This window comes from Stutzerimonas sp. (genome assembly GCF_982611455.1).
In genome coordinates this window covers 1-12,343 of record NZ_CEXBBO010000062.1, presented here as the reverse complement: position 1 = coordinate 12,343, position 12,343 = coordinate 1, and the positions used below count along the sequence as shown (strand labels likewise).

The 12,343-nt window shown below is 60.1% G+C and carries 12 protein-coding genes and 2 tRNA genes; 9 read left to right on the top strand and 5 right to left on the bottom strand.

What is annotated here, in order from left to right:
* Positions 1 to 105 precede the first annotated feature (105 nt).
* The 5 genes from murI to hemA all read right to left on the bottom strand — a co-directional run bounded on the left by murI (position 106) and on the right by hemA (position 4,952).
* On the bottom strand, positions 106 to 897 hold the full coding sequence (gene murI, locus AC2LD7_RS21295; protein WP_484599623.1) for a glutamate racemase: 792 nt from the start codon (positions 895 to 897) through the stop codon (positions 106 to 108).
* Positions 890 to 1,645: a molybdopterin-synthase adenylyltransferase MoeB gene (locus tag AC2LD7_RS21290; RefSeq protein WP_484599622.1), complete on the bottom strand. Its 756-nt coding sequence runs from the start codon at positions 1,643 to 1,645 to the stop codon at positions 890 to 892. The genes murI and AC2LD7_RS21290 overlap by 8 nt, the downstream gene beginning before the upstream one ends.
* Before the next feature lie 24 nt (positions 1,646 to 1,669).
* The gene (gene prmC, locus AC2LD7_RS21285) at positions 1,670 to 2,497 is read right to left on the bottom strand and encodes a peptide chain release factor N(5)-glutamine methyltransferase (protein ID WP_484599621.1); all 828 of its coding nucleotides are present in this window, start codon (positions 2,495 to 2,497) and stop codon (positions 1,670 to 1,672) included.
* Positions 2,498 to 2,604: 107 nt separating this feature from the next.
* Positions 2,605 to 3,687: a peptide chain release factor 1 gene (gene prfA, locus AC2LD7_RS21280; RefSeq protein WP_484599620.1), complete on the bottom strand. Its 1,083-nt coding sequence runs from the start codon at positions 3,685 to 3,687 to the stop codon at positions 2,605 to 2,607.
* Positions 3,684 to 4,952: a glutamyl-tRNA reductase gene (gene hemA / locus AC2LD7_RS21275; protein ID WP_484599619.1), complete on the bottom strand. Its 1,269-nt coding sequence runs from the start codon at positions 4,950 to 4,952 to the stop codon at positions 3,684 to 3,686. Before hemA ends, prfA begins: the two co-directional genes overlap by 4 nt.
* Before the next feature lie 181 nt (positions 4,953 to 5,133).
* Here hemA and AC2LD7_RS21270 point away from each other — a divergent pair, with 181 nt between their 5' ends.
* The 9 genes from AC2LD7_RS21270 to ychF all read left to right on the top strand — a co-directional run bounded on the left by AC2LD7_RS21270 (position 5,134) and on the right by ychF (position 12,185).
* Positions 5,134 to 6,861, top strand: coding sequence for a tetratricopeptide repeat protein (locus AC2LD7_RS21270; protein ID WP_484599618.1), 1,728 nt, complete (start codon positions 5,134 to 5,136; stop codon positions 6,859 to 6,861).
* Between the two features lie 3 nt (positions 6,862 to 6,864).
* On the top strand, positions 6,865 to 7,485 hold the full coding sequence (gene lolB / locus AC2LD7_RS21265; protein WP_484599617.1) for a lipoprotein insertase outer membrane protein LolB: 621 nt from the start codon (positions 6,865 to 6,867) through the stop codon (positions 7,483 to 7,485).
* Positions 7,485 to 8,345: a 4-(cytidine 5'-diphospho)-2-C-methyl-D-erythritol kinase gene (gene ispE / locus AC2LD7_RS21260; protein WP_484599616.1), complete on the top strand. Its 861-nt coding sequence runs from the start codon at positions 7,485 to 7,487 to the stop codon at positions 8,343 to 8,345. The genes lolB and ispE overlap by 1 nt, the downstream gene beginning before the upstream one ends.
* Before the next feature lie 18 nt (positions 8,346 to 8,363).
* Positions 8,364 to 8,438 (top strand) — tRNA-Gln (locus AC2LD7_RS21255).
* 47 nt (positions 8,439 to 8,485) lie between these two features.
* Positions 8,486 to 8,560, top strand: a tRNA-Gln gene (locus AC2LD7_RS21250).
* Positions 8,561 to 8,642: 82 nt separating this feature from the next.
* Positions 8,643 to 9,584, top strand: coding sequence for a ribose-phosphate pyrophosphokinase (locus AC2LD7_RS21245; RefSeq protein WP_484599615.1), 942 nt, complete (start codon positions 8,643 to 8,645; stop codon positions 9,582 to 9,584).
* Between the two features lie 123 nt (positions 9,585 to 9,707).
* Entirely contained in the window at positions 9,708 to 10,325 is a 618-nt protein-coding gene (locus AC2LD7_RS21240) for a 50S ribosomal protein L25/general stress protein Ctc (protein ID WP_484599614.1), read from the top strand.
* Positions 10,326 to 10,359: 34 nt separating this feature from the next.
* Complete coding sequence (gene pth, locus AC2LD7_RS21235; RefSeq protein WP_484599613.1) at positions 10,360 to 10,944, top strand: aminoacyl-tRNA hydrolase; 585 nt, start codon at positions 10,360 to 10,362, stop codon at positions 10,942 to 10,944.
* 140 nt (positions 10,945 to 11,084) lie between these two features.
* The gene (gene ychF / locus AC2LD7_RS21230) at positions 11,085 to 12,185 is read left to right on the top strand and encodes a redox-regulated ATPase YchF (protein ID WP_484599612.1); all 1,101 of its coding nucleotides are present in this window, start codon (positions 11,085 to 11,087) and stop codon (positions 12,183 to 12,185) included.
* The last annotated feature ends 158 nt before the right edge of the window (positions 12,186 to 12,343 follow it).

Genomic DNA, 12,343 nt, shown 5'->3' with positions numbered 1-12,343 from the left:
TGGAATCCGGGTATTTTGCCAAAATCTGGAAGTCTTCTTCAGAGTTTCCCTTGTTGTTTTTCGAGCATTAACCCAAATACAGAAAGCAGGCGCAGCGGGGAGTTCCTAATCAGGATAGTAGCTAACCGTTCCTCGTTCACCCCAAAGTACCGGCAGTACACCAGTCAATCGGCGCGGATCGCCGCTGCTCCAGAAGCGCGTCATCGCTCCGCCATTACCGAGTTGATTGCGCGCCGCGAGTACCGCTTCGAGCTGTCGTGCCACCGCCGCTCCGGTATCCACCAGCGTGACCGTCGTCGGCAGCATCTCAACTAATAGTGGCTTGATGAACGGATAGTGCGTGCATCCGAGAATCAGCGTGTCGCAGCCCTGCTCGATCAAAGGATGGACGTAACTTACAAGCAGCGCGCGCGTCGCTGGCGCGTCGAGCTCACCGGCTTCGATGCATTCGACCAGACCGGGACAAGGCTGGGTGATGACACGTACGTCGCTGGCAAAACGATCCAGTAGCGCCGCGAATTTGGCGCTCTTCAACGTGCCGGTAGTCGCCAGAACACCCACCACGCCGCTGCGAGTCGCCTGGGCAGCCGGCTTTACCGCAGGCTCCATGCCGACCAGCGGAAGCTGCGGGTACAACTCGCGTAACTCGGCAACGCCAGCCGCGGTCGCCGTATTGCAAGCCAGCACCAGCGCCTTGGCGCCCTGCTTCAGCAAAAAGGCGGCGATCGATCGGCAACGCTGACGGATGAACTCGGGACTTTTTTCGCCATAGGGTACATGGCCGCTGTCGGCCAGATACAACAACGACTCTTGCGGCAAGCGTGCGCGGATCTCTCGCAGAACCGACAGCCCACCCACCCCGGAATCGAAGACGCCGATCGGCGCGTCGTCAGCCATGACTGCTGCCACAGACCGCACAGGCTGGGTCCCGCTTGACCTTAAGCTCACGGAATCGACTGGATAGCGCATCCACCAGCAGCAACCTCCCCACCAGCGGTTCACCGAAGCCGGCCAATAGTTTCAATGCTTCAAGGGCTTGCAGGCTTCCTACCATTCCAACAACGGGCCCCAGCACGCCGGCCTCGCTGCAAGTCAGCTCTGCTTCGCTGCCATGGCCATAGAGGCAGTGGTAGCAAGGGCTGGCCTCCAAACGTGAATCGAATACTGACAGTTGTCCTTCGAGACGGATCGCAGCACCGCTCACCAGCGGCGTCTTCGCGGCCACGCAAGCCGCGTTCACCGCTTCGCGCACAGCGAAGTTGTCCGTGCAGTCGAGCACCAGATCCACCGCAGCGACGGCGTCCCCGAGGGAGTCGGCGTCCATTGCAGTGCGATGGGGCACAAGCTTTACCAGGGGATTAAGGGCAGACAGCCGAGCAATGGCCGAGTCCACCTTAGCCATGCCTATTGAAGGGGTGTCATGGGCGATCTGGCGCTGCAGGTTGGTCAGGTCGAGGCTGTCGAAATCGGCCAAGTGCAGCTCACCGACGCCGGCTGCAGCCAGGTACAGCGCCACCGGAGAGCCCAGCCCACCAAGCCCGACGATCAGCACGCGGCTCTGCTTGAGCTTCAGCTGGCCGTCGATATCGACCTGTTTCAGCAATATCTGCCGACTGTAACGCAGCAGTTCTTCATCGCTCAGCATGCAGCTCTCCTGATAAGTGGTGGATCATGGCAGGCGCCCCAGACTTATGCGCTCATGCCCGCCGAAGTCCCTGCGGCTTTCGATATTGGCGAACCCGCCTTCGGCAAGCAGCGCCCGCACCGCTGCTCCCTGATCGTAGCCGTGTTCCAGCAACAGCCAGCCGGCACTTATCAGATGACTCGACGATGTGACGATGATCTGCCGAATGTCATCCAGCCCGTCCTCACCGGCAACCAGGGCGCTGCTCGGCTCGAAACGTACGTCGCCCTGCAGAAGATGCGGATCGCTGGCCGGTATATAAGGTGGATTGCTGACAATCAGCGCATAGCGCTGGCTTGCAAGCGCGGAAAACCAATGGCTTTCTCGAAAGGCAACATTTCCGAGCCGCAACCGCTGGGCATTGCGTGTCGCCAAGGCCACGGCTTCGACGACACGATCCACACCGGTGACCTGCCAGGTCGGTCGCTCATGGGCCAATGCCAAGGCGATTGCACCAGTACCAGTGCCAAGATCGAGCACCTGTGCCGGCGCCGCAGGGAGCAATTGCAATGCGGTTTCGACCAAGAGCTCTGTGTCCGGGCGCGGGATCAGCGTGTGCGGTGCAACCTCAAGATCAAGGCTCCAGAAGCCTTGGCGACCAAGAATGTAGGCCACCGGTTCACCACCACGGCGGCGCGCCAGATCAGCAGCGAACCGAGCCTCGCATCCGGCAGGAACTTCACGTTCGGGCCAGGTCCGCAGATAACTCGGCGCCTTGCCCAGTGCAGCCGCCAGCAGCCACTCGGCGTCGAGCTTGGCGCTAGGCGAGTCTGGCAAATCAGCAGCACGCAACAGGGATTCGATGGTGGCCATTCAGCGTTTCCGTATGGGCCTGGCGGCACGCGCGACAGTACGCGGATTAAAAACAACGAGCGTGGCAAGGCAGCGGTGCTTTGCCTACGGTCAGCGACCGAGCGCGATCAATCGCCCAATGCCGCCAGCTGGTCCGCCTGGTGCTCCTGCAGCAAGGGCTCGATCACCTGTTCCACCGCGCCGCCAATCACCTCACCGAGGGAGTACAGGGTCAGGTTGATACGATGATCGGTAACCCGCCCCTGCGGGAAGTTATAGGTACGAATCCGCTCGGAGCGGTCGCCCGAGCCGACCAGCAGCTTGCGCGTATCGGATATTTCCTTGTGCGCAGCGCTGTCCTGCACATCCTGTAGCTTGGCCGCGAGCCAGGACATGGCCCGGGCGCGGTTTTTGTGTTGTGAACGCTCTTCCTGACATTCCACCACGATGCCGCTGGGCAAGTGGGTGATGCGCACCGCCGAATCGGTCTTGTTGATGTGCTGCCCACCGGCACCGGATGCTCTGTAAGTGTCGACTCGCAGATCAGCCGGATTGATTTCGATCGCGATCTGCTCATCCGGCTCCGGCAGCACGGCGACGGTGCAGGCTGAGGTATGAATGCGACCCTGCGACTCGGTTTCCGGGACGCGCTGCACCCGGTGGGCACCGGACTCGAACTTCAACTTCGCGAATACATTGTCGCCTTCGACGCGCGAAATGACCTCTTTGTAACCGCCGTGCTCGCCGGGACTTTCGGAAAGAATCTCGACGCGCCAGCCCTGACGCTCGGCATAGCGGGAGTACATGCGAAACAGGTCGCCAGAAAAGATCGCCGCTTCGTCGCCACCAGTGCCAGCGCGGATCTCTAGGAAGACGTTGCGACCGTCTTTTGGATCCTTCGGCAGCAACATGCGCTGCAGGCGAGTTTCGATCTCTTCGAGCTTGCCGCGGGCTTCGATGACTTCTTCTTCGGCCATCTCGCGCACGTCCGGATCACTGTCCTTGAGCAGCGCCTGAGCACCTTCGAGGTCGGAATGCAGCTTGAGGAATTCGCGGTAGGTGGCGATGACCGGCTCGACCTCGGCGTATTCACGCGAATAGGCACGAAAGCGGGTCTGATCGCTAATGATCTCGGCATCACCCAGCAACGCCGTCAGCTCTTCGAAGCGGTCCTGCAGAATGTCGAGTTTGTTGAGCAGTGACGCTTTCATGGTTTGTCCGTGCTGTCTTGCAGGGCGAAGAGTTCCTCGACGACGGTCAGGGCCTCTACACGCCCTTCGGCGGAAAGTTTTTTCAGTTGCACGCTGGGTACGTGCAGCAGTTTGTTAGTCAGCCCTCGAGCCAGCTGTGCCAACGCATCCTCGGGTGTGCCGCCGTTGGCCAGCAGCCGCTGGGCCTTGAGTATTTCCTCGTCACGAATGCGCTCGGCATGCTGCCGGTAGGCCTTGAGCACATCCACCGCCGCCAATTCGCGCAGCCGCGCCATGAACTCATCGGTGCCGGCAGCCACCAGTTCCTCGGCGGCCTGGGCAGCACCTTGGCGGCTTTTGAGATTCTCCGCGACCACTTCATGCAGATCGTCGACGGTATAGAGGTAGACGTCACCCAGCTCGCCCACCTGCGCTTCTATGTCGCGGGGCACGGCGATGTCGACCATGAACATTGGCTTGTGCTTGCGCTTCTTCAGCGCCTGCTCGACAGCACCCTTACCGAGAATCGGCAATTGGCTGGCGGTGGAGCTGATGACGATGTCGCTGTTGTAAAGCTCTTGCGGAATATCGGCGAGGAGGATGGCATGGGCGCCGAACTGCTCGGCCAAGGCGCTGGCACGCTCCAGGGTGCGGTTGGCGACCACGATGCGCTTCACGCCCTGCTCATGCAGATGGCGGGCAACCAGCGTGATGGTCTCGCCAGCGCCAATCAGCAGCGCCTGGCTGCGATCGAGATTGGCGAATATCTGCTTCGCCAGGCTGACAGCGGCGAAGGCCACCGATACCGGGTTTTCACCGATGGCCGTGTCGGTCCGCACGGTCTTGGCGGTACTGAACGTAGCTTGAAACAGGCGACCCAGCAGCGGGCCGACGCTGCCAGCCTCGCGCGCGACGGCGTAGGCGGATTTCATTTGCCCGAGAATCTGCGGCTCGCCGAGCACCATCGAATCCAGCCCGGAGGCGACGCGCATCATATGCCGCACCGCCTGATCGTCGGTGTGCACATAGGCGCAGGCCTTGAGATCTTCTAGGTTCAAGCCGTGATAGTTGGCCAGCCAGGCCAGCACCATCTCGGCCTCGACCTGATCCTGCTGCAAGTACAGCTCGCTGCGGTTACAGGTCGACAGAATCGCCGCCTCACGCGTCGGCGTGACACGACACAGCTGCTGCAGCGCCTCGACCATTTGCTCAGGCGTGAACGCCACACGCTCGCGCACGTCCACCGATGCGGTCTTGTGATTAATGCCAAGCGCGATGAAAGCCATGCAGGTCGCTGATTCGAAAACGGAGCGCGCGATTCTCCTACTTCGCCTGTCCCAGAACAACAGTTGCCCGTCATTGTCTGTACCTATCGAGCCGACCGAATCGCCTCGCAAGCCGGCCCATGTGCTTGCCCGACGGCTTGTGTCATCATGCCGCGACCGCAGATAAGCCTTATATTCCTTTATGAAAAAACTCCTTGCCCTCAGCGCCGTCCTGTTTCTCGGTGGCTGCCAAAGCTTCATGCAGAGCGCCCCCGACAGCAGCCCGCCGGTCGAGGAAGCGACGCCGGAACCTGCAGCAACGAGTCCCGGCGAATATGGTTCGTTCAGCAGAGACACGCTTTACGCGCTGTTGGTGGCCGAGCTGGCGGGGCAGCGCAATCGCTTCGATATCGCCTTGGGCAGCTATGTACAACAGGCCAACGCGACCCAGGATCCCGGCGTGGCCGAACGCGGTTTTCGCATCGCTGAATACCTCGGCGCCGAGCAAGCAGCGCTTGATACGGCAATGATCTGGGCGAACAACGCACCGGAGAATCTGGATGCCCAGCGCGCCGCAGCCGTGCAGTTGGCGCGTGCCGGGCGCTACGAAGAATCCCTCGAATTCATGGAAAAGGTCCTGCAGGGGCAGGGCGATACTCACTTCGATTTCCTTGCCCTGTCGGCCGCCGAAACTGATCCGGACACACGAACGGGTCTGTTGAAGAGCTTTGATCAGCTATTGGCCAAACACCCTGATAACCCGCAACTCAAGTTCGGCAAAGCCGTGCTGTTGCAGCAGGATGGTCGCCCTGAAGAAGCGCTGGCGCTGCTCGAAGAGCAACCCGCCAGTCAGCAGGAAATCCCGTCGATCCTGCTCCAGGCTCGATTGCTGCAGGTCCTTGATCGCGGCAAGGAAGCGTTGCCGCTTCTGGAAAAAAGCCTCGACCAGCACCCAGAAGACAAGCGCCTACGATTGACTTATGCACGACTGCTGGTCGAGCAGGATCGCCTCGACGAAGCCATGGGCGAGTTCGCCACGCTGGTCCAGCAATACCCCGACGATGACGACCTGCGCTTTTCCATGGCACTGGTGTGCCTTGAAGCGCAGGCCTGGCGCGAAGCGATCGTTTACCTGGAGGAGCTGATCGACCGTGGCAGCCATGTCGACGCCGCCAACTTCAACCTCGGTCGCGCCTACCATGAGATGGGTAAGCACGAGCAGGCGCTGGCCGCCTTCGCCAAGGTCGGCCCCGGCAACGAGTACTTGCCCGCGAAATTGATGCAGGCCGAACTGCTCTTCTCCCTCGGCCGCAATCAGGAAGCCTCGCAGCTCCTGACCAACGCGCGCGATGAACAACCGGACTATGCGATCCAGCTGTACCTGATCGAGATCGAAGCGCTTTCCGGCCAGCAGCAGCTCGAAGAGGCCTGGCAACTTGCCGAGCAGGCGTTGGAGCAGTTCCCCGAAGACCTCAACCTTCTCTATACACGGGCCATGATCGCGGAGAAGCGCGGCGACCTGGCACAACTGGAGCAGGACCTGCGTTTCATCATCGAGCGTGAACCGGACAACGCCATGGCAATCAATGCGCTCGGCTACACGCTGGCCGACCGCACCGATCGCTATGAAGAAGCCCTTGCACTTATTGAGCAGGCCTACCGGCTCAATCCCGACGATGCCGCCATTCTCGACAGTCTCGGTTGGGTAAATTACCGCCTAGGCAATATCACCGAAGCCGAGACCCAGTTGCGCAAAGCACATGAGCGCTTTCCGGACCATGAAATCGCGGCCCATCTGGGCGAGGTAGTCTGGGCCTCCGGCGAACAGCGCGAAGCGCGGGCCATTTGGGATGAAGCCCTGAAACAACAGCCGGATAGCCAGATCCTCCGCGAAACCATCAAACGCCTGACAGGCTCGGAGAAACCCTGACCCATGAAGCTGATGCGCAACCTGCTGATCCCTTTTCTCGCTTTGCTGCTCGCCGGTTGCGCCGGCCTCGGCCCACAGGAGTCCGTCGAGGGTCCCGGCAATGCTGAAGACTGGACGACTCACAAGGCGCGCATCAGCGAAATCGATGGTTGGCAAATCAACGGCAAGATTGGCATTCGCGCGCCCCAGAACTCCGGCAGCGGCACCCTCTTCTGGCTGCAGCGCCAGGATTATTTCGACATTCGCCTGTCCGGCCCGCTTGGTCGCGGCGCCACCCGCTTGACCGGTCGACCGGACGCAGTGGCTCTGGAAGTGGCAGGTCAAGGGCGCTTCGAAGCGGAATCACCGGAGGCACTGGTGGAAAGCCAGCTCGGCTGGCAGTTGCCGGTCTCTAATCTGCTCTGGTGGATCCGCGGCCTCCCCGCACCGGACAGCCGCAGCCGCGTCGCGCTCAATAGCGACGGACGCCTCGCCAACCTTCAGCAGGACGGCTGGGACGTGCAGTACCTCGGCTATATCGAAGAGGACGGTTTCATGTTGCCCTCGCGCATCAAACTGGCAGGCCGAGACTTGCAGATCACCCTTGTGCTCAAGGACTGGCAACCGCGCCAGCTCGGTCGCTGATGCGCCCGCTGACCTTACCGGCCCCGGCCAAGCTCAACCTCATGCTGCATATTCTCGGCCGCCGTGCCGACGGCTATCACGAACTGCAGACGCTGTTCCAGTTCCTCGATCATGGCGATGAATTGACCTTCACGCCTCGCGCAGACAGCCAGATTCGGCTGCACACCGAACTGCCCGGGGTTGGTCATGACAACAACCTGATCGTTCGTGCGGCTCGCCTGCTGCAGAACCATAGTGGATGCGCCCAAGGCGCCGATATAGAACTGATCAAACGCCTGCCCATGGGTGGCGGCATCGGTGGCGGCAGTTCCGATGCCGCAACCACCCTACTCGGCCTCGATCATCTCTGGCGAACGCACCTGGGCGAGGATCGTTTGGCAAATATCGGGCTGTCGCTGGGCGCCGACGTGCCAGTGTTCGTGCGCGGTCGCGCGGCCTTTGCCGAAGGCATTGGCGAGCGCTTGCAACCGGTCGAATTGAGTGAACCCTGGTTCCTCGTCATCGCCCCGCAAGTCTCTGTTAGTACAGCGGAAATATTTTCAGACCCAGAGTTGACACGTAATACCCCGGCCATTACAGTTCGCAGCCTTCTTGCAGGGGGTGGTCATAACGACTGTCAGCCGGTAGTTGAAAAGCGCTATCCAGCAGTACGTAACGCTTTGAGCTTGTTGAACAATTTTGTTCCGGCAAGCATGACCGGCACTGGAGCTTGTGTGTTTGGGAGCTTTCCAAACAAGGGCGAGGCTGATAAAGTCTGCCGCCAACTTCCAGCCGACATGCCAGGTTTCGTGGCCCAGGGTCGCAACATTTCGATGTTGCACCGAAAGCTCGAACAAATGGCGCAGGAAGTGAATGCCTAGCATTCGGTTGTACGATACAGGGGCGTCGCCAAGCGGTAAGGCACCAGGTTTTGATCCTGGCATGCGTTGGTTCGAATCCAGCCGCCCCTGCCACAACCCTCAGGGTTCGTACGATCGCAGCACATTCAGATTGAATCTACAGGGGCGTCGCCAAGCGGTAAGGCACCAGGTTTTGATCCTGGCATGCGTTGGTTCGAATCCAGCCGCCCCTGCCATACACTTGAGAGCTGTTCAAAAAGCCCGGCCTTTTGAACAGCTTTTTGTTTCATCGGATCCACCCTCAGGCAGGTACTGCGCGTGTCCAAGATGATGGTCTTCACGGGGAACGCCAACCCCGATCTGGCCCGGCGTGTTGTACGTCAGCTGCATATTCCCCTCGGTGATGCCTACGTCGGAAAATTTTCCGATGGCGAAATCAGTGTCGAGATCAACGAAAACGTTCGTGGTAAGGACGTGTTCCTGATTCAGCCGACCTGCGCTCCCACCAATGACAACCTGATGGAACTGGTCGTGATGGCTGATGCCTTCCGCCGTTCCTCTGCCACGCGCATCACGGCAGTCATTCCCTACTTTGGTTACGCCCGTCAGGATCGCCGCCCGCGCTCCGCACGTGTGCCGATCAGCGCTAAAGTCGTAGCCGACATGCTCGACGTGGTGGGTGTCAACCGCGTCCTCACCGTCGACCTGCATGCCGATCAGATCCAGGGCTTCTTCGACATGCCCGTGGACAATATCTACGGCTCGCCGGTCCTGGTCGATGACATCCAGGCTCAGCGCTTCGAGAACCTGATGATCGTCTCCCCCGACATTGGCGGTGTGGTGCGTGCTCGCGCCGTGGCCAAGTCCCTGGGCGTGGATCTGGCGATCATCGATAAGCGTCGTCCGAAGGCCAACCAGTCCGAAGTGATGCACATCATTGGTGATATCGAAGGCCGGACCTGCATCCTCGTCGATGACATGGTCGATACCGCCGGCACTCTGTGCCACGCAGCAACTGCTCTGAAAGATCATGGCGCCGCCAAGGTCTATGCGTATTGCACTCACCCGATCCTGTCCGGTCGCGCCATCGAGAATATCGACGGCTCGGTACTCGACGAATTGGTGGTGACCAATACCATTCCGCTGTCTGCTGCCGCTCAATCCTGTACCCGTATTCGCCAATTGGACATCGCGCCAATGGTGGCTGAAGCGGTTCGCCGCATCAGCAATGCTGAATCGATCAGCGCGATGTTCCGCTAGGCGAAAGCCTGGCCACTCGCGCAGAACGAAAATGTGCCCCGCCGCGTGCGGGGCTTTTTGCCCAACCGCCCGATAGTGCTGGTCGCAAGCACTTCGGGTGCGTTGTTATCTTGGAGAAACACAATGACTGATTTCACTCTGAATGCCCAAGTGCGTTCCGACCTGGGGAAAGGTGCGAGCCGCCGCCTGCGTCGTAACGCCAACCTCGTCCCGGCCGTCATCTACGGTGGCGACAAAGCCCCGCAGTCCATCAGCCTGCTGCTGAAAGACGTAACCAAGCTGCTCGAAACCGAAGCCTCTTTCAGCCACGTGCTGACCCTGAACGTCGATGGCCAGAACGAGTCCGTTTTGATCAAGGCGCTGCAGCGTCATCCCGCCAAAGGCTTCGTTCTGCACGCTGACTTCGTCCGCGTTGTTGCTGGTCACAAGCTGACTGCTACCGTTCCGCTGCACTTCATCAACCAGGAATCCTCGGTTGGCGTGAAGCAGCAGGGTGGCGAAATCCTGCACAACATCAACGAAGTGGAAGTCTCCTGCCTGCCGCAGGACCTGCCGGAATTCATCGAGGTCGACATGGCCAAGGTGGAAGTTGGTCAGGTACTGCACATGACCGATCTCAAGCTGCCGAAAGGCGTTGAGCTGGTCGCCCTGGCACACGGCAGCGACCTGCCGGTCGCCAACGTTCACGCTCCACGCGTGAGCAAGGAAGACGCTCCGAAAGAAGAAGACGCTGCCGAGTAATTCACTCGCAAGCATCTGAGGAAGGGCCTCTGTCGTGACCGCCGTTAAACTGATCGTCGGCCTGGGTAATCCAGGCCCTGAATACGACCAGACCCGGCATAACGCAGGGGCCCTTTTCGTTGAGCGTCTTGCCGCCCACAAGGGCGTCAACCTCAGCGTCGATCGCAAATACTTCGGTCTGGTCGGCAGGTTTCGCCATCAGGACGAAGATGTCCGCCTGTTGATTCCTACCACCTTCATGAACCGCAGCGGTCAAGCGGTGGCGGCACTGGCCGGATTTTTCCGAATTCCCCCCGAGGCCATCCTGGTTGCCCATGATGAACTCGACATGCCCCCCGGCATCGCCAAGCTCAAACAGAGCGGCGGCCATGGCGGGCACAACGGGCTGCGCGACATCATCGCCAAGCTCGGTAATCAGAACAATTTTTACCGCCTGCGCCTGGGTATCGGCCATCCTGGGCATAGCAGCCTGGTGACCGGCTATGTGCTGGGCCGAGCGCCCCAGGCCGAGCGCGAGAAGCTCGACGCCAGCATCGATTTCACCTTCGACGTGCTGCCGGAAATCCTCGCTGGCGACTGGACTCGCGCAATGCAGCGCCTGCATAGCCAGAAGGCCTGAAGCGCGACCTCAAGACAGGCAAAAGACAAGGCAACGGCTGAGCAGGACCGCCGCAATACAGCGCATCCCGAAGCCGTTTAACGCAGTTTGGCAATGCCGGCAGCTCTTTGACTGCCAGCCAACACCGAGGCAAAGACACCATGGGATTCAATTGCGGCATCGTCGGCCTGCCCAACGTCGGCAAGTCCACCCTGTTCAACGCGCTGACCAAATCGGGTATCGCTGCGGAAAACTTTCCCTTCTGCACTATCGAGCCGAACAGCGGTATCGTGCCGATGCCTGATCCGCGCCTGCAGGCCCTCGCCGAGATCGTCAAACCGGAGCGGGTGATCCCCACCACCATGGAGTTCGTCGACATCGCCGGTCTAGTCGAAGGCGCGTCCAAGGGTGAAGGCCTCGGCAATAAATTTCTTGCCAACATCCGAGAGACCGATGCCATCGCGCACGTGGTTCGCTGCTTCGAAGATGAAAATGTCATCCATGTGTCCAACTCGGTCGACCCCAAGCGCGACATCGAAATCATCGAGCTGGAACTGATCTTTGCCGATCTCGACAGCTGCGAGAAACAACTGCAGCGCGTCACCCGCAATGCCAAGGGCGGCGACAAGGAAGCGGTTGCTCAGAAGGCGCTGTTGGAAAAACTGATCCCCCACTTCACCGAAGGCAAGCCGGCACGCACCCTGCTGAAGAAGCTGGGCGACGATGAGATTCAATTGGCGAAAGGCTTCCATCTGCTCACCAGCAAGCCGGTGATGTACATCGCAAACGTCGCCGAAGACGGTTTCGAAAACAACCCGCACCTGGATGTCGTCAATGCCATCGCCGCCGAAGAAGGCGCTGTCGTGGTGTCGGTATGCAACAAGATCGAAGCGGAAATCGCCGAGCTGGACGATGGCGAGGAGAAGGACATGTTCCTCGAATCCCTCGGCCTCGAAGAGCCCGGCCTGAACCGCGTGATCCGCGCCGGTTATGAGCTGCTCAACCTACAGACCTATTTCACCGCTGGCGTGAAGGAGGTTCGTGCCTGGACCGTCAAGATCGGCGCCACCGCCCCGCAGGCCGCTGCCGTGATCCACACTGATTTCGAGAAAGGCTTCATCCGCGCCGAAGTGGTCGCCTACAACGACTTCATCCAATACAAAGGCGAAGCCGGTGCCAAGGAAGCCGGAAAATGGCGCCTGGAAGGCAAGGAATATATCGTCAAGGATGGCGACGTGATGCACTTCCGCTTCAACGTCTGAACAGAAACTTAGACTCTCTCGGATCTTAATGGACACTAAACCCCTTGAGGAATGCCGCCTCAAGGGGTTTTTCTTATCCAGCAGCGTCCATCAAACCTCTATGCTGTTGGCGCTGATGGAAAATTGACCCACCTTGCCGATTGAAATTTGACCCAGGG